18 protein-coding genes and 1 tRNA gene are annotated in these 21,191 nt (G+C 66.2%); 8 read left to right on the top strand and 11 right to left on the bottom strand.

Annotation, left to right across the window (positions count from 1 at the left end):
* Window positions 1–41: 41 nt before the first annotated feature.
* The 3 genes from pth to ACZ46K_RS26160 all read right to left on the bottom strand — a co-directional run bounded on the left by pth (window position 42) and on the right by ACZ46K_RS26160 (window position 2,732).
* Window positions 42–614 (bottom strand): aminoacyl-tRNA hydrolase, encoded by a 573-nt coding sequence (pth, locus tag ACZ46K_RS26170; RefSeq protein WP_054810509.1) that lies wholly within the window; start codon window positions 612–614, stop codon window positions 42–44.
* 131 nt (window positions 615–745) lie between these two features.
* Window positions 746–1,348: a 50S ribosomal protein L25/general stress protein Ctc gene (locus tag ACZ46K_RS26165; protein WP_464745595.1), complete on the bottom strand. Its 603-nt coding sequence runs from the start codon at window positions 1,346–1,348 to the stop codon at window positions 746–748.
* A gap of 211 nt (window positions 1,349–1,559) precedes the next feature.
* A complete protein-coding gene (locus tag ACZ46K_RS26160) occupies window positions 1,560–2,732 on the bottom strand; it encodes an aminotransferase class V-fold PLP-dependent enzyme (protein WP_464745593.1) in 1,173 nt (390 codons plus the stop codon).
* Window positions 2,733–2,887: 155 nt separating this feature from the next.
* Here ACZ46K_RS26160 and egtA point away from each other — a divergent pair, with 155 nt between their 5' ends.
* From egtA to egtD, 4 genes are read left to right on the top strand one after another with little or no spacing between them, the layout of a single operon-like run.
* Window positions 2,888–4,114 carry an ergothioneine biosynthesis glutamate--cysteine ligase EgtA gene (gene egtA / locus ACZ46K_RS26155; RefSeq protein ID WP_464749477.1) on the top strand — a complete coding sequence of 409 codons (1,227 nt, stop codon included), beginning with the start codon at window positions 2,888–2,890 and terminating at the stop codon, window positions 4,112–4,114.
* Between the two features lie 2 nt (window positions 4,115–4,116).
* Window positions 4,117–5,424 carry an ergothioneine biosynthesis protein EgtB gene (egtB, locus tag ACZ46K_RS26150; RefSeq protein ID WP_054806591.1) on the top strand — a complete coding sequence of 436 codons (1,308 nt, stop codon included), beginning with the start codon at window positions 4,117–4,119 and terminating at the stop codon, window positions 5,422–5,424.
* The gene (gene egtC, locus ACZ46K_RS26145; protein ID WP_054806590.1) at window positions 5,417–6,166 is read left to right on the top strand and encodes an ergothioneine biosynthesis protein EgtC; all 750 of its coding nucleotides are present in this window, start codon (window positions 5,417–5,419) and stop codon (window positions 6,164–6,166) included. The genes egtB and egtC overlap by 8 nt, the downstream gene beginning before the upstream one ends.
* A complete protein-coding gene (gene egtD, locus ACZ46K_RS26140) occupies window positions 6,163–7,119 on the top strand; it encodes an L-histidine N(alpha)-methyltransferase (RefSeq protein WP_054806589.1) in 957 nt (318 codons plus the stop codon). The genes egtC and egtD overlap by 4 nt, the downstream gene beginning before the upstream one ends.
* 96 nt (window positions 7,120–7,215) lie before the next feature.
* On the opposite strand, the gene ACZ46K_RS26135 is transcribed toward egtD, so the two are convergent.
* Genes ACZ46K_RS26135 through ACZ46K_RS26125 form a run of 3 tightly spaced genes read right to left on the bottom strand, consistent with a single transcriptional unit; the run spans window position 7,216 to window position 11,952 of the window.
* Entirely contained in the window at window positions 7,216–8,988 is a 1,773-nt protein-coding gene (locus ACZ46K_RS26135) for a GMC family oxidoreductase N-terminal domain-containing protein (protein WP_054806594.1), read from the bottom strand.
* Window positions 8,989–8,990: 2 nt separating this feature from the next.
* The gene (locus tag ACZ46K_RS26130) at window positions 8,991–9,665 is read right to left on the bottom strand and encodes a hypothetical protein (RefSeq protein WP_464745590.1); all 675 of its coding nucleotides are present in this window, start codon (window positions 9,663–9,665) and stop codon (window positions 8,991–8,993) included.
* Between the two features lie 16 nt (window positions 9,666–9,681).
* A complete protein-coding gene (locus tag ACZ46K_RS26125) occupies window positions 9,682–11,952 on the bottom strand; it encodes an ATP-binding protein (protein WP_054809967.1) in 2,271 nt (756 codons plus the stop codon).
* 227 nt (window positions 11,953–12,179) lie between these two features.
* Here ACZ46K_RS26125 and ACZ46K_RS26120 point away from each other — a divergent pair, with 227 nt between their 5' ends.
* The 3 genes from ACZ46K_RS26120 to ACZ46K_RS26110 all read left to right on the top strand — a co-directional run bounded on the left by ACZ46K_RS26120 (window position 12,180) and on the right by ACZ46K_RS26110 (window position 16,038).
* Complete coding sequence (locus tag ACZ46K_RS26120; protein WP_464745588.1) at window positions 12,180–13,829, top strand: flavin-containing monooxygenase; 1,650 nt, start codon at window positions 12,180–12,182, stop codon at window positions 13,827–13,829.
* A 36-nt stretch (window positions 13,830–13,865) separates the two neighbouring features.
* Window positions 13,866–14,810, top strand: a complete 945-nt coding sequence (locus ACZ46K_RS26115) for an alpha/beta hydrolase (protein ID WP_464745586.1) — start codon at window positions 13,866–13,868, stop codon at window positions 14,808–14,810.
* Window positions 14,811–14,973: 163 nt separating this feature from the next.
* A complete protein-coding gene (locus ACZ46K_RS26110; protein ID WP_464745584.1) occupies window positions 14,974–16,038 on the top strand; it encodes a hypothetical protein in 1,065 nt (354 codons plus the stop codon).
* A 113-nt stretch (window positions 16,039–16,151) separates the two neighbouring features.
* On the opposite strand, the gene ACZ46K_RS26105 is transcribed toward ACZ46K_RS26110, so the two are convergent.
* The 5 genes from ACZ46K_RS26105 to ACZ46K_RS26085 all read right to left on the bottom strand — a co-directional run bounded on the left by ACZ46K_RS26105 (window position 16,152) and on the right by ACZ46K_RS26085 (window position 20,297).
* On the bottom strand, window positions 16,152–16,808 hold the full coding sequence (locus tag ACZ46K_RS26105) for a hypothetical protein (protein WP_464745582.1): 657 nt from the start codon (window positions 16,806–16,808) through the stop codon (window positions 16,152–16,154).
* Window positions 16,809–17,031: 223 nt separating this feature from the next.
* Window positions 17,032–17,661 (bottom strand): DUF2461 domain-containing protein, encoded by a 630-nt coding sequence (locus ACZ46K_RS26100; protein WP_054807120.1) that lies wholly within the window; start codon window positions 17,659–17,661, stop codon window positions 17,032–17,034.
* Window positions 17,662–17,690: 29 nt separating this feature from the next.
* The gene (locus tag ACZ46K_RS26095) at window positions 17,691–18,668 is read right to left on the bottom strand and encodes a ribose-phosphate diphosphokinase (RefSeq protein ID WP_054807119.1); all 978 of its coding nucleotides are present in this window, start codon (window positions 18,666–18,668) and stop codon (window positions 17,691–17,693) included.
* Window positions 18,665–20,143 carry a bifunctional UDP-N-acetylglucosamine diphosphorylase/glucosamine-1-phosphate N-acetyltransferase GlmU gene (gene glmU / locus ACZ46K_RS26090; protein ID WP_464745580.1) on the bottom strand — a complete coding sequence of 493 codons (1,479 nt, stop codon included), beginning with the start codon at window positions 20,141–20,143 and terminating at the stop codon, window positions 18,665–18,667. The genes ACZ46K_RS26095 and glmU overlap by 4 nt, the downstream gene beginning before the upstream one ends.
* Window positions 20,144–20,225: 82 nt before the next feature.
* Window positions 20,226–20,297: transfer RNA gene (locus tag ACZ46K_RS26085), tRNA-Gln, on the bottom strand.
* 211 nt (window positions 20,298–20,508) lie between these two features.
* On the opposite strand from ACZ46K_RS26085, the gene ACZ46K_RS26080 reads away from it, so the two are divergent.
* A complete protein-coding gene (locus ACZ46K_RS26080; RefSeq protein ID WP_464749475.1) occupies window positions 20,509–21,102 on the top strand; it encodes a TetR/AcrR family transcriptional regulator in 594 nt (197 codons plus the stop codon).
* Window positions 21,103–21,191: the final 89 nt, after the last annotated feature.

Genomic DNA, 21,191 nt, shown 5'->3' with positions numbered 1-21,191 from the left:
GCGTGCATTCGGTAGTGGCCACTACCGGAAGCTCGCACGGGTCAGTGGATCCGGTTCTGGGCGCCTTCGAGACCGAGCTTCAGAAGTAGTTCGACGGCGTCGGCGCCCTCCTCGCAGAACACCCCGAGATCCTTGCGTTCGGTGGAGGAGAACGGCTTGAGGACGAAGTCCGCCGGATCCTGACGGCCCGGCGGCCGACCGATCCCCATGCGTACCCGAAGGTAATCCTTGGTGCTCAGCGCCGAGGAGGTGGACCGCAGACCGTTGTGCCCGTTCTCGCCGCCGCCCTGCTTGAGGCGAATCGTGCCGTAGTCGAGGTCGAGCTCGTCGTGGATCACGATGATGTTCTCGGGCGAGACCGAGAAGAACTTGGCCAGACCTGCGACCGGACCACCCGACACGTTCATGTACGTGCGGGGCTTCGCGACGATCACCTGCCGTCCGTCGAGGCGGGCCTGCACGACCTCGGCGTTGCTCTTCTTGTGCGCGCTGAACTTCCCTCCGACCCGGTCGGCCAGCACGTCGGCAACCATGAAACCGATGTTGTGCCGGGTGGTCTCGTACTTGGGACCGGGGTTTCCCAGACCCACGACGAGCGCGGTGTCCTCGCTCACGTGCAGATCCTTCCTCGAATCATGTGCAGCGGCGTGCTGCTCGACAGAACACGCCTGCGGCGCGCCACCCCGAAGGATGACGCGCCGCACGAATGACTTCACTGAGCCCGAAGGGTTCAAGCGGGGGAGGCTCAGGCCTCTTCTGCTGCTTCTTCGGTCTCTTCTGCTGCGTCTTCGGCGTTCGCCTGAGCCGCGGCCTCGACGATGTTCACGAGCAGCAGCTCGGGATCGTCCTGAAGGGTCGAGCCCTCGGGAAGCTCGATGCCACCGGCGAGGATCCGGGTGCCGATGGGAGCGCTCTCGATCGAAATCGAGATCTCCTCGGGGATGTTGAGGGCGTCGGCCTCGATCTTGATGGTGCTGGTTTCGTTGACGACCAGCGCGCCGGAGCCTGCAATGCCGGTGAGAACGACGGGGACCTCGACGGTGACCTTCTCGCCCTTCTTCACGACGAGCAGATCGGCGTGCTCGATGTTGCGGCGGATCGGGTGCGTGGTGACCGACTTGGTGAGCGCGAGCTGATCGGTGCCCTCGATGTCCAGGGTCAGGATGGCGTTGGTGCCGTGGTTACGCAGGACGGCAGCGAACTCGAGGGCGCCCAGCGAGAGGTGCTTGGGATCGGTGCCATGGCCGTACAGGACGGCGGGGACCTGGCCGGCACGACGGGTGCGGCGGGCGGCGCCCTTGCCGAACTCGGTGCGGACAGCGGCTACGAGACGGTTCTCGTTGGACATGGTGCAACGGCTCCTACGCTAGTGAACTCTCACGGGGTCGGTCTTCTCGGCGAATGCGGGACCGGACACGCGCGGCAGTGGAGCGTTTTCTACGCTCTGACGGAGCCGCAGCCGCGTCGATCACGGTGAGCCAACGATTACGCGGTTCACCCTCGCCGAGACAACTCGACATACTTTACCGGATCCGAATGCGCAATGCGAACGGGCCTCGCTATGTAAGTGAACGCACCGCGACGAGGAAGCGATCGACGTCGGCGGGGGAGACGAAATAGTGCGGCGACGCACGCACCACAGCTTCGAGTCTGCGCTGTGACATGTCGAGGAGAGTGGAGCTGCGTGAGCTGACGGTGACGGTGATCGACTGTGCGGCCAGCGCGTCGCGTACCGCAGTCGGCTCGATGCCGTCGACGGTGAACGACACGATCCCATTGAGAGGCGCGCCGCGATCGTGCACGGTGACAGACGGGATCCGCTCGAGCCCGTCACGGATGTGCGCGGCGCGGTAGCCGATGGCCTCCGCCACGGCATCGATTCCGAGGTCGAGCAGATAGTCGATGGCGACGCCGAGCCCCAGCCGGGCCGCGACGTCGGTCTCCCACATCTCGAAGCGCGACGCGTCGGGAGCGAGCTCGTACGTGTCGGGAGACGTCCACGTCGCGCTGTGAAGATCGATCATCGCCGGCTCGAGGTCGGCGATCAACCGTGGCCGCACGTAGAGGAACCCTGTGCCCCGAGGGCCGCGCACCCATTTACGACCGGTCCCCGAGAGTGCATCGACGTCGAGTTCGGGCACGCTCACGGGCAGTTGTCCCACCGACTGGCACGCGTCGAGCAACACCAGCGCGCCCACGGCATGTGCAGCGTCGGCGACCTCGCGGACGGGATTGACGAGACCGCCGTTGGTCGGTGCGTGCACCACCGAGACGAGTCGGACGCGTTCGTCGAGCAGCTCGCGTAGTGCCTCGACGTCGATGCGGCCGTCGTCGTCGGAAGGAACCACCTCGACGCAGGCACCGGTGGCGCGGGCCCGTTGCAGTGCCGCGACGGCGTTGGCGGCGTATTCGGCCTGCGACAGCAGGATGCGGTCGCCCGGTTCGAGCGGCACCGCGTAGAAGAACGACGTCCATGCCCGCGACGCGCTGTCGGACAACGCCACGGAGGTAGCGTCGACCCCGAACAGTCGTCCGAGGGAGGTCTTCACTCCGGCCAGGTCGTCGAGCCGCTCGTCGGCAGCCGCGTATCCACCGATCTCGGCCTCGCGTCGTAGGTGGGCGACGACGGTGTCGACGACCGGAGTCGGAGGGAGTGAGGAGCCTGCACTGTCGAGGAACACCCGTTCGAAACAGCCGGGTGTGTCGCGGCGGGCCTGTTGCACATCGAGCATGGAAGTGGGCCTCCATTTCCTGTCGGCACGGTCTACTGTCCGAATCCAGTGTGGTCGGTGTGGCGCCGGAGCGTTCTGCGGGCGTTGCGGCGATACGCGCGTTAGGCTCGCTCAGTGACCGGGCCCACCGACAAAGGAGGGTGGATCGAGTGGTGATGGCGATGGACGCGGCGATGCCGCGCGCCGACAGGGAGCTCGGTCCGCGCGCCTCCGCCGAGGAGTACGTACGCCGGGTGAGCTTCCGATTCGGCCCGCCGCGGGTGATCGGCGCGGAACTCGAATGGCTGACCGCGCGCGCCGACGGAACCGCGTCGCGGCCGGAGCTCGTGTCGATCGTCGAAGCGCTCGGACCTCACGCCCCGAAGGCCATCGCGCCGTCGTCGTCGGCTCGCCCGCTGCCGTCGGGCAGTGCGGTCAGCCTGGAACCGGGCGGGCAGGTGGAGTTGGCGAGCGTGCCGTGCACGTCGGCGCGGCAGACGGTGGATCGCCTGAATGCCGACGCGAAGATGCTGCGGTCGTTGCTCGCACGCCGCGCGGTGACGATGCTCGACACCGCGACCGACGAGATCCGGCCGCCACATCGTCTGCTGCGCACACCGCGATACTCCGCGATGGAGCTGCGGTTCGACCGGATCGGCCCCCTCGGACGGCTGATGATGAACAGCACGGCCGCGGTGCAGGTCAGTGTCGATGCGGGCGTCGACGACGTCGAACTCGCCCGGCGCTGGGAGCTGCTCCACGCGATCGGCCCCGCATTGATCGCGGCATTCGGGTGTTCGCCCTCGCTGAGAGGCGCTCCGGAAGGGGACTGGGCATCGCAGCGGATGCGCACATGGTTGTCGCTCGATCCCGATCGCACCACGTTCGTGGCCGATCCGCAGAAGTATCCGGCTTGGGCACTCGACGCTCCACTGCTGTGTGTCCGATCGACCGACCCGGAGTGGCACGCACCCCCCGGGGCGTCATTCGCCGAGTGGCTGAACGGGAGTCTCGACGACGAACTCGGTCGCCGCCCCACTTTCGCCGACCTCGACTATCACCTGACCACCCTGTTCCCACCGGTGCGTCCGTGCGGTCACCTCGAGGTCCGCTATCTGGACGCGCAGCCGGGTGACCTGTGGCAGGTGCCGATCGCGACCATCGAAGCTCTGCTGAGGAGTTCGGAGGTCATGACGGAGGCAGCGGCGATCGCCGAACCGGTCCGTCAGCTCTGGGTGGAGGCTGCGCAGCAGGGGCTCGCTGCCGTCGAATTACGCGCTGCTGCAGTGGGGTTGCTGTCCCTGGCGGCCGAGTCGTCACCGGACATGAGGTTCACCACGGCGCTCGACGCCGCCGCGACACGCTGCTTGCGCGGGCAGTCGCCGGGGGTGGCCGAACGGTGAGGATGCTGCGCGACCGTCTCGAGCGTGATCTCGAACGCGCTCGTGCACGGACATGTGCGCTCACGAGCGTCGACGATGCTGAACTGACGCAGCAACATTCGCCGTTGATGAGCCCTCTCGTCTGGGATCTCGCGCACATCGCGAATCAGGAGGAGCGCTGGCTGTTGCGTGAGGTCGCGGGGCACGGCTCGGTGCGCGACGGGATCGACGAACTCTACGATGCGTTCCTGCATCCTCGCGCGGGCCGGACCGCGCTGCCCCTGCTCGGCCCCGACGATGCGCGCCGGTATGCGGAACAGGTGCGTGATCTGTCACAGAAAGTACTGCGGAGCAACAACTTCGATTCCGAACTCACCCGCGACGGCTTCGTCTTCTCGATGATCGCGCAGCACGAGCAGCAGCACGACGAGACGATGCTCGCGACCCACCAGTTGCGAGCCGGGCCTCCTGTGCTCGACGCCCCGGAGGCGCCACGCGAGACGACACGCCTGGAGCGCGAACGGGTGGTGATCCCGGCCGGGGAGTTCGAGATGGGCACCTCGGCCGACCCGTGGGCCCTCGACAACGAGAAGCCCGCGCATCGGGTGCATGTGCCAGCCTTCGCGCTCGACACCGTGCCCGTGACCAACCGGCAGTTCACCCGATTCATCGAGGACGGTGGATATCGACGCCCCGACCTGTGGAGCGTCGAAGGATGGGGTCACCGCTGCGAGGCAGGTCTGGAAGCGCCCCAGTTCTGGCACCGCGACAGCGACGGGCTGTGGTGGCGGCGCAGTTTCGGGCGGGAGGCGCCTCTGCACCCCGACGAACCTGTCGTGCACGTGTGTTTCCACGAGGCCGATGCCTTCGCGCGCTGGGCCGGAGCGCGCCTGCCTACCGAGCCGGAATGGGAGAAGGCCGCGCGGTGGGATCCCACGACGGGGCGCGCTCGGCGGTATCCCTGGGGAGACGACGACCCCGGTCCGGAACACGCGAATCTCGGCCAACGACACCTCGGACCCGCAGTGGTGGGTGCCTACCCGGCGGGAGCATCTCCGCTCGGCGTGCATCAGCTGATCGGTGATGTGTGGGAGTGGACGTCGTCGAGTTTCGAACCGTACCCGGGTTTTCGGGCATTCCCGTATCGGGAATATTCGGAAGTGTTCTTCGGCGGTGATTTCCGCGTGCTCCGCGGTGGCTCCTTCGGTACCGACCAGGTTGCGTGCCGCGGAACGTTCCGGAACTGGGATCATCCGATCCGCCGCCAGATCTTCGCGGGTTTCCGCCTCGCACACGACGTGTCGGATTCGGCCGAGGCCCCGGATGTGTAGACATCTGGGGTACCTCGGCCCGGTCGAATCGGTTTCCTGCCTGCTCACCGACGGTCCCAATTCGCTCGTGCGGCAATCATGGGCGCCGACCGACATGCGCGGCGGTGGCACCGTCAACGCCGACGGTTTCGGTGTCGCCTGGTGGTCGGAAGCCGGTGTCCTCGGCCGCTATCGCTCGTCTTCGCCGGTTTGGTCCGATCCGTTCGTCACCGAAGGGCTGCCGACGATCCGATCCGAAGCGGTCATGATCGCCCTGCGATCCGCTACGGAGGGGATGCCGGTGGAACGTAGTGCCACTGCACCGTTCTCGGACGGGCGTTGGGCGTTCAGCCTCAACGGTGTGGTGCGCGGCTGGCCCGGATCGCTGGTCGAGCTCGCGGAGAATCTCCCGATCTCGGAACTGCTAGAACTGGATGCCCCGACCGACTCTGCTGCGCTGTGGATGCTGTTGCGTTCGCGACTCCGTTCGGCGGAACCGGAACCCGCGCTGATCTCGCTTGTCCACGACGTCATCGCACGAGCGCCTGGATCCCGATTGAACATGCTGCTGTGCAACGGAAGTAGCTTGTGGGCAACCGCGTGGTACCACTCGTTGTGGACGCTCGTGGACGAGAATGTCGCCATCGTCAGCTCTGAACGATTCGATGACGACCCGCGCTGGCAAGAGGTCCCCGACAAGCACCTCGTCAATGCGATACCAGGCAAGCTCGTCGTTACTCCTCTGGAGGTGTCCGCCACGTGACCATCGACGTGTTCATCACGCCCGAACAACTGGACGAGACACTACGTGCGGACGCGCGCAGTGGGCTCACGTCCGTCCCGAAGCGTCTGTCGCCGACGTGGCTGTACGACGAGCGGGGAAGCGAGTTGTTCGATCGGATCACGTCGCTACCCGAGTATTACCCCACCCGAACCGAATTCGCGTTGCTGGTGAACCACGCCGCGGATATCGCGGAGGTGGCGAGGCCTGAGATGCTGGTGGAGCTCGGGTCGGGCTCGTCGGAGAAGACTCGGGTGCTGCTCGACGCGCTGAAACCGTACATTCATACGTATGTACCGCAGGACGTGTCCGAGCCGGCGTTGAGCGCGGCGGTGCATCGCTTGTCGGTCGACTATCCGGATGTGACGGTGCGCGGCGTGGTCAGCGATTTCACCGGTTCCCTCGAACACCTGCCCGCCGGTGGGCACCGCATGGTCGCGTTCCTCGGCGGCACGATCGGCAACTTCGCGCCTGCCGAACGCTCCGAGTTCCTTTCTCACCTCGGGACGATCCTGAACACCGACGAGTGGTTGCTGCTCGGTGCCGGTCTCGTCGTCGACCTCGATATCCTCATTCCGGCCTACGATGATGCCGCCGGTGTGACAGCCGAATTCGACCGCAACGTGCTTCACGTGGTGAACCGCCGGCTGGACGCCGATTTCGAACCCGACAAGTTCGTGCACCGCGCAGTGTGGGATGCAGAGAACGAGTGGATCGAGATGAGACTCGAAGCGACCGAGGCGATGACGGTGCACGTGCGTGGGCTCGATCTCGAACTCGAGTTCGCCTCCGGGGAGCAGATGTGCACCGAGATCTCCGCGAAGTTTCGGCTCGAGGGGATCGGAAAAGAACTCGACGCAGCCGGATTCACGGTCCGACACGAGTGGGTCGATCCTGACGGGAGATTCGCGTTGTTCGCTGCGGCTCGCCGGTGACACCGGTTCGAGGGAAGAGTTTCCACCCGTCATGCGGGTTTCCGTTGACTCACGACCCACGGGAACCCATGCAACCGGGGGAAAGTCGCCTCCTGTCTACAACCCTCGCGCCACCACCGCGTGCGTGACGCGGTCGTCGATCGACGAGACCGGGTTCTCGCGTCCCACCCATCTCTCGCCCCCGAAGTACGTCTCGACGATCTTCTCAGCGGTGCGTGTCGCGAGGGCCTGGGTGGTCAGGGTCGGGTTGGGGCCGCCCAGGCTGTTCGGGAGCGCCGAGTTGTCGGCGATGTAGAGCCGCTTGACCCAGCGCGCCTCCGCAGAGGCGTCCAGGATCGAATCCTTCTCGTCTGTACCCATTCTCATGCTCGATTGTGCGTGCAGGATCAGCGGCGGCCAGTCGCAGCGGTGCACCGACTTCGCGCCCGCCGCGCGCATCAACTCGACGGCCTTGCGGGTGCAGTACTCCCGGTTGCGTCTGGTACGGGCGGATCTCTCACGGTGCTTCACCGTCACCCGCGGAACCACGCCGTGTTCGTCGGCCGGAAGTAGACCGGGCACACTCACGCGGTTGCCGCGTTCGACGTCGTCGTCGGTGATCACGAGTGCCCCGAGCACACGGTCGGCGTCGGAGAGAGTGGTCAGCAGATCGCGACCGACCAACCGGCCGAGGCTGTCGGCTCCCGCAGCATCGACCACGCCGCCCGCACGGCCGTAGCCATGGATACCCGAGTCGCTGTAACCCAGCGAGTACGCCAGCAGCGCGGGCGGCATCCCCACCTGCTCGATCGCGCCGTATCCCGGAAGGTCGACGCGCGCATTGGAACCGGCACCGCGCGTCTCACCGGTGTACTCGTCGAACACACCGAACACCGCGTCCATGTGGTGGTCGGTCAGGCCGCGACCCACCCACTCGCCCGGGTCGGGGAGTTCCGAGTTGAGCCACAGCCGCGGCGACTCGATTGCGCCTGCGGCAAGCACGACGACCTTCGCTTCCGCTTCCTGCTCCTCGCCGTCGGCCGTCCGGAATCGCACGCCGTGCGCGACCGTTTCGCCCGAGACCTCGTGGACGAGGATCTTCGTGACCCCGGCATCGGTCATGAGGGTCACCGGCCTACCGTGCGGTGACCACGCGTCGGCGGTGAGCATCATCGGCACGTACGAGTTGTCGGTGGAGCGGCGAGCCTTGAGATTCCTCGGTGCTCCCAGCGGCAGATAGCAGCCCTGGTAGCAGTGCCCGCACATCGTGCAGCCGCGGGCTTGGGGGTGATGGAGCAGCGCGGCGTCGCGGGTGCGTCCGGCCGTGCCCCCGGGTTGCAGGATCGCGTTCTGCTGCGCGCGATGTGCAGGCCCGGTGGTATCGAGAGATGTCTGGTGGGGGAGACCCATCGCTGCGGCGCCGCGCAGGAACACCTGTTCTTTCGTGCCCATCGGCGCGGTCTGCACTGGCAGTGTCGCCTCGACCCACTCGTAGTAGCGGCGCAGTTCCTCGTATCCGAACGGGAACAGGTGCTCGGTGTCGTACATGTCGCGGTCGGCGCCGTCGTATCCCTGGAATACTCCGGGCACCGCGCGGGGTGAGTTGCCGAAGTAATGGAGCGTCGCACCACCGACACCGGAGACCTGCCACACGAACGAGTTCTGCGGCAGGTCGCGCAGCCACGGCCCCTCGGATCTGTCGCCGGGGCCTTCGCGGAGGAACCCGGTGATCGGGTTGTTGGCATCGTTCTCGAAGTGTGTCCACTGGTTTTCGGGGTCGTCGAAGCGTGGCCCGGATTCGAGTACCAGTACGTCGAGACCGCGTGCGGCGAGTTCTTTCGCGACGACCGGCCCGCCACCACCGGCGCCGATCACGATCACATCGGTCAACGTCATCCCTCCGCTCGATCGACGCCGCCGTAGTAGCCCTGGAACTCGTCCCACCCGTCGCTCACGCCCGCGTATCCGGTCAGCTCCCAGCCCACCGGGCGGCCGGTCGGCGCACGGAGTTCGCCGTCGAATGCGGAGACCTCCGAGTAGGCGACGAATGCGGCAAGCGTGGGAATGGCGTTGACCGCGTACTCGATGGGGCGGCCGGGGAACTGCGGCTCGGTGTCGAGGAGTTCGAAGACGTGCGCCTTGGCGGCGTGCGACAGGTTCGCGAACGGCGACGCGAACGGTCCGGTCACCGAGGCCGGTTCGGCGGTCACAGCGAACAGGTTCACCAGCGCCGCGATCGCGGAAGAGCCCGTGACGTCGATGCCGAGCATGTCGACGAGGGGGATCGGGACAGCCAGATCGAAGGTGCGCTCGAGTGTCTCCGCGGTACCCGGTGTGGCACCGCCGGGCGACTCGGTCGACACCCCCTGGTGCTCCGAGTACGGGTCGTTGCCGGGCGCCACGAACGCGAGGATCCCGTTGATCGTGTCGCGGACGGAGGGGCCGGCCTGCGGAGGACACGCCGCCGCTTCACCGGTGAACGACCAGACCACGCCGGTCAGTGCCGCGCCGGTCGCGACGGCACCCCCCAGGAATCGTCGTCGACTCCACAGTCCATTCGTCTCCACGCCACTCCCTCCTGATTCAGTCGTCATGAGCCGCCACCCACGTCGCGATCCGAGTCCGGGACGTGACACCGAGTTTCGCGAGGATACGTTCGACATGCCCGTCCACGGTGCGCGGCGAGATGACGAGTTTGTCGGCGACGGCACGGTTGCTCATCCCGTCGGCGACGAGGCGGGCGATCTCGAACTCCCGCTTGGTCAGAGGCGAGGTACCCGGGACAGGCCGGTTCGGTGGGGCGGCGTGTTCACCGAGGGCGAACGAGACGGCCTGATCGATGGTCATGTCGTCCGGCGGAGACGAGAGTCTTTCGAACACGTGGTCGCCGAGTGCGGTCCGGGCCGCTTCGCGGGCCGCATGCGAATCGTCGGCGGTGTGCGGACCGAACGCGGCCACCGTGGTGCCCAGTCGCGTCCACACCACTGCGGCGATCCCGAACAAGCGCGCCGACAGTTCGGCGTCGGCATCGGCGACCGCGGCCCACGCGAGGACTTCGATGGACAGCGCCGTGCAGATCTTGTCCTTGTAGTGCTGCTGTATCCGCAGAGCCTGTCGAGCGGCATCGACCGCGGCCGCGATGTCGCCTCGGTGGACGTGCACGAGGGCGGACACCCACAATGCGTAGGCGCGGTTCCACTTCTCCCCGTAGCGATCCGCCAGTTCGAGGACCCGGTTGCAGGTCGCCAATGCCTCGTCGTGCAGGCCTTCGTAGCATTCGGCCATAGCGAGCTGGAACTCGGCGGTGAGCATGGACGCCGCGTCGTCGTTCTCGTGATGCACCCTGATCGCTGCACGGTAGAGCTCGATCGAATGCGCGGTGTGGCCACTGAACAGTTCGTGCAGACCCAGCCAATGATCGGCATGCGCGCGGAGGACGATGTCGTCGAGTGCAGTGGCGAGAGAAGTGCATTCGTCCAGGTATCGACGTGCAGCGTCACGATCGCCCTGAATCAGTGCAATCCACGCGGCGACCCACAGTGCGTCCCCGCGCTCACGTACCGGATCGATCAGGCGCCCCAGAACCTGCTCGACTCGGCGTCGACCGTACGACAGATTGCCACCTGCGATCCAGTGGTAACGCAGCGCGACAGCGAACTCGGCCGCGACTTCCACTTCGCCGGAGGTGCGAAGGGACCAATCGAGGGCGGCCATGAGGTTGGCATGGTCGCGCCGCAACTGTGCCAGAAGGTCGGATTGGTCCGGGCCGCACCAGTATCGGACGGATCGCGATGCGAGAGCAGCGAAGTGATCCCGGTGTCTGCGACCGAGTACGGCGGTGTCGCCGGCGGCGTCGAGTAACTCGCTTCCGTACTCTCGCACCGTCATGAGCTGGTTGTAGCGAACCGAATCCGGCGACCGATCGACGATGACGAGAGACTTGGCAATCAACCGGTCCAGCAGGTCGACGACGTCGCCTGATGGGATGTCGCCGAACCCGCACACCGACTCCACGGCATCCAGGTCGGACCCACCGGCGAAGACCGACAATCGGGCCCAGAGTGAACGTTCGGGGCCGGAACATAATTCGTAGCTCCAGTCGACGAGCGCACGCAGCGTCTGCTGGCGAGGAAGTGCGTTCCGATCGCCACCCGTGAGCAGGGCGAAGCGGCGGTCGAGTCGTTCGACGAGCTGGGCGGGAGAGAGCGAGCGCAATTTCGCGGCGGCGAGTTCGAGAGCGAGTGGAATCCCGTCGAGCCTTCGGCAGAGCTGCACCACTGCAACGGCATTGGCATCGGTGAGCGCGAAGTCGGCGACTACGCTCTGTGCTCGTTCGACGAGCAGCGACACGGCTTCGAAATGGGCGACCTCCGCGGCGAGGTAATGCCCGGAGGGATCCGGGAGGGCGAGAGGAGGCAGGTCGTAGATCTTCTCGCCGGCGACGCGTAGCGGCTCACGGCTCGTCGTGACGATACGGCACTCGGGAGCGGCTGCGAGTAGGGTCGAGACCAGTTCGACGACGGGCGTCAGCAGATGCTCGCAGTTGTCGATGACGATCAGTATGTGTCGGCCACGAACGCGATCGGTGAGCTTGTCGGCCACCGGCTTGCTCGATTGATCGGTGACCCCGAGCGCTACGGCGGCGGCGGACGGTACCGCATCCGGTTCGCGGATCGGCGCCAGATCGATCCACGCTGATCCGTCGCGGAAGACCCGCGCAGTGCGGTCGACGAGTTCCTCGGCCACCCGGGTCTTGCCCACGCCTCCGGGCCCGACCAGCGACACCAGCCGTGACTGCTCCAGGCATGCGCGGGCTGCGTCGAGTTCGTGGCGACGCCCGACGAAGCTGGTCATGGATCTGCGAGGCAGTGAGTGGGAAGGCAGCGCAGGCTCCTGATTCGTGTCCGGGGGGTGCGGACCGAACTTACTCCACGGAATGTGTCGGGCAACACAGGTAGCCAATGGGGTGATTCACCCCGTGTCGGGGATGTGTGATGTGCGTCATGGTTGGTTTCAGCCCGAGCGGCCCACGGTTGCCGATCTCGCGACTTGAACCACCGCACTTCACTAGGAGCGAAGATATGTCCACATTCCGTCCCGCGGCCCCCGACATCGACGTCATCGTGGTGGGCGCCGGTTTCACCGGGCTGTACGCACTGCACAAGTTCCGCGACCGGATGGGTTTGTCGACCCGGGTCTTCGATGCCGCGGGTGATGTGGGGGGTACCTGGTACTGGAATCGCTATCCGGGTGCCCGTGTCGACATCGAGTCGGTGCACTACTCGTACTCGTTCTCGGACGACCTCCAACAGGAGTGGACCTGGAGCGAGAAGTTCGCCGCGCAGCCGGAGATCCTGAGGTATCTCGAACACGTGGCGGATCGGTTCGATCTCCGCAAGGACATCACGTTCGACACTCGTATCGAGTCGGTGGTGTGGGACGACGACGTCCGCGTCTGGACGGTGACCACTGACACCGGCGAGACCGTGACCAGCAGGTATTTCATCTCGGGTGCTGGAAACCTGTCGGTGCCGAAGACTCCGGAGTTCCCGGGCATCGACACGTTCGTGGGCGAGGTCCACATGACAGGAAACTGGCCGCACGGCGGCGTGGATTTCACCGACAAGCGGGTCGGTGTCATCGGCACCGGATCGAGCGGAATCCAGGCGATCACCGAGATCGCGAAGGAAGCCGGTCACCTCACGGTCTTCCAGCGCACCCCGAACTACGCGACGCCGATCGGCAACGCACCCGCGAACGAGACAGAAACAGCGCACGCCAAGGCGAACTACAAGGAACTTCGCGACGCGGCCCGCAACCACTTTCTCGGTGTGCCGTACGACCAGGTACAGGATTCCGCGCTCGCAGTGTCCGCGGAGGATCGGCGCAAGGTGTTCGACGAGCGGTGGGACGCCGGCGGATTCCGCCTGTTCATCGACAGCTTCCGCGACATCCTGTTCGACAAGGACGCGAACGACACCGTGTCCGAGTACATCCGCGAACGAATCCACGAGCGGGTGAACGACCCGGAGGTCGCACAACTACTCGCACCGAGCACCTACCCGTACGCCACGAAGCGACCCCCGCTCGAGACCGACTACTACGAGACCTACAACCGCGACAACGTCACCCTCGTCGATGTGAAGAACACGCCGATCGACGAGATCACTGCGGCGGGTGTGCGCACCGGCGGCGTCGAACACGAACTCGACGTCCTCGTTCTCGCTACCGGATTCGACGCGATGACCGGCCCGCTCCTGGCGATGGGAATCGTCGGGCGCGACGGGCATCGCCTCGAGGACAAATTCGAGTACGGCCCCCGCACCTACCTGGGCCTGATGATGCACGACTTTCCCAACCTGTTCCTGATCACCGGTCCGCAGTCGCCGTCCGTGCTCTACAACATGCCGTTGGCCATCGAGGACCACGTGGATTTCGTGGCTGACGCCATCGCGAATCTGCACGCCGATGATCTCGACACCATCGAACCGCTCGCCGACGCGGAGAACGAATGGGTCGAGCATTGCGCCGAGCTCGCGAGCGCGACGCTCATGCCCGACACGGACTCCTGGTACATGGGCGCGAACATCCCGGGCAAGCCGCGAGTGTGCCTCGTGTATCTCGGTGGCGCACCGACCTACCGCGCCAAGTGCGCGGAGGTGGTGGAGCGCCGGTACGAGGGCTTCGTTCTCACCGGCGCGGACTCGAACCGCGCGTCGTTGGCTTCCTGATCCTCATCGCCGTCACCGAACAACGAAGGAATTCCCATGGCTCTGGACGAACATGTATCCCAGCTCATCGACGCACTGAATTCACAGGGGTTCACCTCATTCGAGCAGCTCACCGTCGAGCAGGCACGCGGAGTCGTCGACACTTTCACTGGGCTTCAGGCGCCGGCGCAGGACGTCGCACGCGTCGAGAACCTCATCTACCCGAGTGAAGACGGCGACCTGCCGCTGCGCATCTATGTTCCCGAGGGGTCAGGGCCGCGACCCGTCGTGCTCTACCTGCACGGCGGTGGCTTCATCGGTGGCAGCATCGACGTCGCCGACGAGCCGTGCAGGGCGATGGCGAATGCGACGGGGGCGATCGTGGTGTCGGCAGAGTACAGACTGGCGCCGGAACACACGTTCCCCGCCGCGCCCGACGATGCCTATGCGGCACTGATCTGGGTGGCCGCTCGTATCGCGGACTTCGGTGGCGACCCGGACAACATCGTGATCGTCGGCGACAGCGCCGGCGGTAACCTCGCAGCCGTGACGGCGCTGCGCGTCCGGGACGAGGGTGGACCGCGGCTGCGCGGGCAGGTGCTGATCTATCCGGTGATCGATCCGAACGCGGATTTTCCGTCGACCCGCGAGTATGCGGACGGCTACATCATCACGAAGCCAGGTCTGGACTGGTTCTGGAATCACTATCTGGCGGGCCCCGGCGACGCGACCAACCCGTACGCCGTGCCGTCACGCGCCGCCGATCTCAGTGGGCTCCCACCGGCGCTCGTGCTCACGAACGAGTACGAAGTCGGTCGCGACGAAGCGGAGGACTACGCGGCGAGGCTGCAGGCCGCCGGGGTCGACACCGTGGTGCGCCGATTCGATGGGCTAGTTCACGGTGTGTTCTGGATGTCGGGCGCGGTGCCTCGTAGCGGTGAGGTTCTTGCCGCGGTGTGCGATCACGTCAGATCGATCACGGCTCCCAGCACAGTGCCATGATGACCCGAGCCACACGGTGACGGCCCTGTTCGGCGCGCGACATGCCGCGCGCCGAACAGGGCCGATTCCCAGCGAATGACGTAGCTTTGTGACGTCGAACTTGACGATTGTTTGACGATTGCTTGGGAAGTCGGTGGTCGGTGTGCGGGGAGGAACGCGTTCGATGGCGGCTGCCGTCATCGCGTGCGTTGTCGTGCCATCGGCCCTGACAGGATGCGCGACGGTCATGGCCGGAACCCCGGTGGAGACTCCGCCTGCTCCCGTCGGCTACCTCGCCCCCAACACCCACAGTCGCTCGATCGCCGGGTCCGACAAGATGCTGCTCGAGGTCGCGGAGAGGCTACGACGACTCGATCCGTGCGGGCTGCTCCCGGAGTCGGTGGTTGCCCGGTACGGCGAAGTGCGTCAGTTCGGACCGCAACGAGCACTCGACACGTGCACTGCCGTCGCGCACCCGTCCGGGGGAGCGAAGTACGACGAGCTGGACGTGACCATCGACCTGTCGCCGGTTCCGAATACCGATGGTCAGCGCGACCGGTCGTTCGACGACACCGAGGTCTATCGCACCACGACCACGCACGACAACTCGCTCGGCTGCACATTGACGTTCGCGCTAGACATCCCGGTCACGGTCATGGCCGATGCGGTACCACCCTCGCGGTTCGCGACGATCGAGGTCGCGCAGTACCGCTCCGAGGATTCGATCGGGGAAAGTGTGCCGGTGTGCGCGGTCGCGGCGGATGTTCTCTCGGAGACGCTGGCGCTCGTGCCCTCGCTGCCGGCGCGGCCGACCAGCGGTGCGGGCCGAATCCGGCTGGCAGCGGCCGACCCGTGCGAGATCGTCGGCAATTTCGTGCCGGAAGAACTGGTGGGGTGGCAGATCGACAGCGACCCGTACCGGTGCGTGCTCACCCCGCACCAGGATGGAGCCGCGCCGGCGACGTGGAGCATCTACTACGGCCTCGAACCCGAATTCCCGTCGCCACAAGACGACGACACCCGTGAGGTGACGTCCGACGGACTGACGTTGCAGGTCCGCGAGACGGGCCACTCCTGCCGGATCTCGACGCCCGTCGAATCGGTGGTCGACACCAATCGGCCCGGTGCGGAGCGTTACAACAGATCGCGTGGCCGCAACGTTCCCGCGGTGATTCTGATGAGCGACACGCTGAACTGCGACGACCTGGTCCCGCTGGCAGTGGACATTGCCGACGGTGCCCTCACCTGACGGCTCGTCGTGCTCTTACGTGACAGCTCGCCGTCGCACCCCGGCCTGATCCGCCTGCGCCGCGGGTCCCGGGGTCTGTGATCGAAACGCCCGAGACCGACGCGGCAGCGGCTCTACTTCGCGGCGCTGAGCCGAGCCTTCTCCAGTGCAGCGAGAGTCCGCAGCACGGTCGCCTTCTGCTTCTCGAGATCGCTACGACGAGCACGGGCCGCGAGACCGGACTGCTCGGCGACCAACGCGAGCTGTGCATCGATCGCGGAGAGCTGATCGAGCAACGCGAGTGCACGGCTCTGGATCTCGTCGAGGTCGACGCTCGTGGTCGCTGCTGCCGCTGCGGTGGTGGTACGGCGCGGAGTCGACGACGAGCGCGATGCCGTACTCGACTTCGTCGCAGTGGGCGCGTCAGCGACGATGGCTGCGGCGCGGGGACGCAGAGCCTTGCGGACGAGTGCGGGGTCCGGTTGTTCGTCGAGACGAATGTCGTTGAGGACACGGCGCGCATCCCGTGCGGCGACCCGGTGCTCGTACTCTTCTTCGTCGTCCGACTGCAGGGTCCCACCGATGGGCCGCAGACCGTAGGTGCCCATGAAACGTCGGGCTTCGTCGACCACGGATTCGTGTCCGCGGCAAGTGGCGCAACGGGGTTCGTTTCGGAACTCTTCGACCGAGTCGGTGTCGCCGCACCACACGCAGGCGCCGGGGGACCACCTTCGCGCAATCCGATTTGTCGGGGTTTCCATGGGGGCCTCGAGAGTATGCGCGTCGATCACGAGGAGCCACCTTAGGTGAAACGTCCCGCTCTCCGCTGCCCGGGGTCTGTTTCGACCTGCGGCATTCGGCGGCGGCGTGATGAAGATCATTCATGGACGTGCGATAGCGGCCGGGTTGCGTGAGGATGACGTGAGAGTGACGACAATTCATTGCGCCGCACGACATTTGCATACCGAACGGTTTGATCGCCGGCGCGGACAGTTCTATCGTCGGCGAGGCCGATCACGTCGCCATCGCTGCCGTGAGCCACTCGACGAGTGGGCGGAACTCTCGCCAGGAGCCGCGCACCTCGTCGAGGGTGCGTGCGGTGTCGAGCCACGGTGGTGACACGTCGGTGCGACCGGCATGCAGCGACTTGTGCCGCAGAAGTTCGATGCGCGGATGATCCGCGGAGTAGCCGCGCGGACGGGTCTTCAGTTGCTCGCCACCGATCTCGTAGCCGGCGCGTTGCATGCGGCGCACGATCTTGTCGAGTTCGGTGCCGCGACGCTCGTCGTCGATCGTGGAGCGGAGCGCAGCAAGCTGAGCCGATGTCGCAGCGTAGGATCCGCCGGCGAGCCGCAGCCCGGCAGCATTGATCTCGACATAGAACCCGATACCTGGACCGGTCGCGACGTAGCCGCCCTGATGGGTCTTGTAGGGGATCTTGTCCCTGCTGAATCGGACATCCCGATACGGACGGAACATCTTGCCCTCACCGAACTCGTCTTCGAGTTCACCGAGCAGGGCACGCATCGGGCCGCGCACGCAGTCGTCGTAGACGGCCTTGTGCGCGGCCCAGAACGCTTTGCTGTTGTCGGCCTCGAGGTCCTCGTAGAAATCGAGTGCCGCGACGGGAAATCCTGTGAACATCCCGTCAGTCTGCCTTGTGGTGGAACCGATCAGGCGACGCCGTTGAAGAGCGACGTGACGGAGCCGTTCTCGAACACTTCGCGGATCGTCTGCGCGAGCAGCGGTGCGATGGAGAGCACGGTGAGCGACTCGAACTGCTTCTCCGGCGGGATCGGCAGCGTGTTGGTGACGATGACCTCCTGTGCGCCGCAGGCAGCGAGGCGCTCGGCGGCCGGATCGGAGAGCACGCCGTGTGTGGCGGCGATGATGACATCGCTCGCGCCTGCCTCGCGCAGGATCTTGACGGCGCCGGCGATGGTGCCGCCGGTGTCGATCATGTCGTCGATCAGGATGCAGGTGCGGCCTTCGACCTCACCGACCACGCGGTTCGACTTCACCTGGTTCGGCACCAGCGGATCGCGGGTCTTGTGGATGAACGCGAGGGGAGCGCCGCCGAGGGTGTCGGCCCACTTCTCCGCGACACGCACGCGACCCGAGTCGGGGGAGACCACTGCGATGTTGTCGACGCCGTACTTGCCGCGGATGTACTCGGCGAGCTGGCCCTGCGCGTGCATGTGGTCGACCGGACCGTCGAAGAAACCCTGGATCTGGTCGGTGTGCAGGTCGACCGTGATGATGCGGTCGGCGCCGGCGGTCTTGAGCAGGTCGGCGATGAGGCGGGCCGAGATGGGCTCGCGGCCGCGGTGCTTCTTGTCCTGGCGCGCATACGGGTAGAAGGGGAGGATCGCGGTGATGCGCTTGGCAGAACCACGCTTGAGCGCGTCGATCATGATGAGCTGTTCCATGACCCACTCGTTGAGCGGGAACGGGTGGCTCTGCAACACGAACGCGTCGGAGCCGCGGACCGACTCCTCGAAGCGGACGAAGGTCTCGCCGTTGGCGAAGTCGCGGGCGGTCTGCGGGGTGAGGGGGACGCCGAGTTCCTTAGCGACCTGCTCTGCCAGCTCGGGGTGTGCCCGGCCGGAGAAGAGCATCAAGTTCTTCTGGTTGTCGATCCAATTGGTCACTGGTCCTGGCCGTCCTTCTGACGCTCGTCTTCGTACTCTGCTTGCTGTGCTTGCGATGCTGCCTCGGCAGCCGCGGTCCCAGCGCGGTTTCGCTGGACCCACCCCTCAATATTGCGCTGTGGCGCACCCGACACCGCCAGTGCCCCCGGCGGAACGTCGCGACGCAGCACCGTTCCGGCACCGGTGTAGGCGCCGTCACCGACGTTCACCGGCGCTACGAACATCGTGTCGGACCCGGTGCGGACGTGCGACCCCACCACAGTGCGGTATTTCTCCACACCGTCGTAGTTCACGAAGACACTCGAGGCGCCGATGTTGGAATGCTCGCCGATCTCGGCGTCGCCCACATAGGTGAGGTGGGGGACCTTCGAATGGGCGCCGATCTGCGCATTCTTGGTCTCGACGAACCCGCCGAGCTTGCCGTGTGCACCCAGTTCGGTACCGGGGCGCAGGTAGGCGAACGGGCCCACGGTCGCGTACGCGCCGATCGACGAGCCGGCGCCCTGCGTGCGCACCACGGATGCTCCCGAGCCCACCTGCACATCGGTGAGTGTGGTGTCGGGGCCGATCTCGGCGTCCTCGGCGATCACGGTGCGGCCGCGGAGCTGGACACCGGGTTGCAGGGTCACATCGGGGGCGAGGACGACCTCGACGTCCACCCACGTCGTCGACGGGTCGAGCACGGTCACGCCGGAGCGCATCCAGTGTTCGAGGAGGCGGCGGTTGAGTTCGGACGTCAGCGCGGCGAGTTGCACGCGGTCGTTGACGCCGGCGACACGCACCGCGTCGTCGGTATGCACGGCGCGAACGACGTCGCCGCTGCCGCGGGCAATGCCGATCACGTCGGTCAGGTACAGCTCGCCCTGGGCGTTGTCGGTGCTCAGTTCGCCGAGCGCTGTCCGCAGGCGTGCGGCGTCGAATGCGTACACACCGGAGTTGACCTCGGTGATGGCGCGCTGTGCGGTGGTGGCGTCCTTCTCCTCGACGATCGAGGCGATGTCGCCGTCCGTGGTGCGGACGATGCGTCCGTAGCCGGTGGGTTCGGTCACCGTCGTGGTCAGGACGGTGACCGCTGCGGGCTCAGGATCGGCGTGGGTCTCGAGAAGCTCGCCGATGGTGTCGCCGTCGAGCAGCGGCACGTCGGCCGCGGTGACGACGACGGTGCCGGTGAAGTCCTCGGGCAGCTGCGTCAGGCCGCACTGGACGGCGTGGCCGGTGCCGTTCTGGGCGTCCTGGACCGCGATGGTGACGGTGCGTCCGAGTTCCGACGCGATGTCGGCGACGGCCGCCTCGACGCGTTCGCGTTCGTGACCGACCACCACGACGAGGTGAGCCGGATCGACGGCGGAGGCAGCGTGCAGGGAATGCGAGAGCATCGAGCGGCCGCCGAGTGTGTGCAGGACCTTCGGGGTCTTGGATCGCATTCGCGTTCCCGCTCCGGCGGCCAGGACGATCATCGCGGTCTGCACTTGCATGTAGCTCCCTCGGCGCGGCGTGCGTGCGGACGCCCCGACGACGTGCGCACGGGAGCTCGACGGCTCCGGCAAATGTCCCCCGCTCCGCCGCCAGGACTCGAACCTGAACTATCTGAACCAAAATCAGAGGTGCTGCCGATTACACCACGGCGGACTGCGACATCCCCGGAACGATCGAGCCCCGGGCATGCGCCCCTGATCTTCGCACGAGACGGTATGGACGTCGAATGTGGGGGGCCTTGTCACGCGTGTCGCTAGGGTGGTTCGGAACAGACCGGACGACGGTGCCGGTGGGTGCCGTGGGGAGAAGGAGTCAGGTGTCGCGATCATCGCAACCCCCGGCCGAACGGAATCCGCGCATCCGCATGACCGGCACCCAGCGGCGTGAGCAGTTGATCGAGATCGGTCGTGCCCTGTTCGCCGAACGCGGATACGAAGGGGCGTCGATCGAGGAGATAGCGCAGCGGGCGCAGGTGTCCAAGCCAGTGGTGTACGAGCACTTCGGAGGTAAGGAAGGCCTGTACGCCGTGGTCGTGGATCGGGAGATGACGATCCTGATGTCGATGGTCACCGAATCCCTGACACGCAACCGGTCGCGTGTTCGTGTCGAGCGTGCCGCCCTCGCATTGCTCACCTACGTCGAGGAGCGCACCGACGGTTTCCGCATCCTGGTGCGCGACTCGCCGATGGCGGCCGAGGAAGGTACCTACTCGAGTCTGCTCAACGAGGCCATGCGCCAGGTAGGGCAGTTGCTCGCCGGCGATTTCTCACGACGGGGGTTGAATCCGGAGCTCGCGCCTTTGTACGCGCAGGCGCTGGTGGGCATGGTCGCGACGACGGCTACGTGGTGGCTCGACGAGCGGACGCCCTCGAAGGAAGTGGTGGCCGCGCATCTGGTCAATCTGTGCTGGAACGGTTTGACCCGCCTCGAATCCGATCCGGCGCTGGGAACCGACTGAATCGTCGACGACCTTCGTAGGTTCACCGGATCGTGTCGTTTTCGGGACGGCATGTCACCTGCATACAGTCTGTCTGAAAGTGCTACGGT

Source organism: Rhodococcus sp. JCM 9793 (assembly GCF_055380405.1).
The sequence above is the reverse complement of the archived record's forward strand: the minus strand, read 5'-3'. Positions and strand labels throughout refer to the sequence as shown.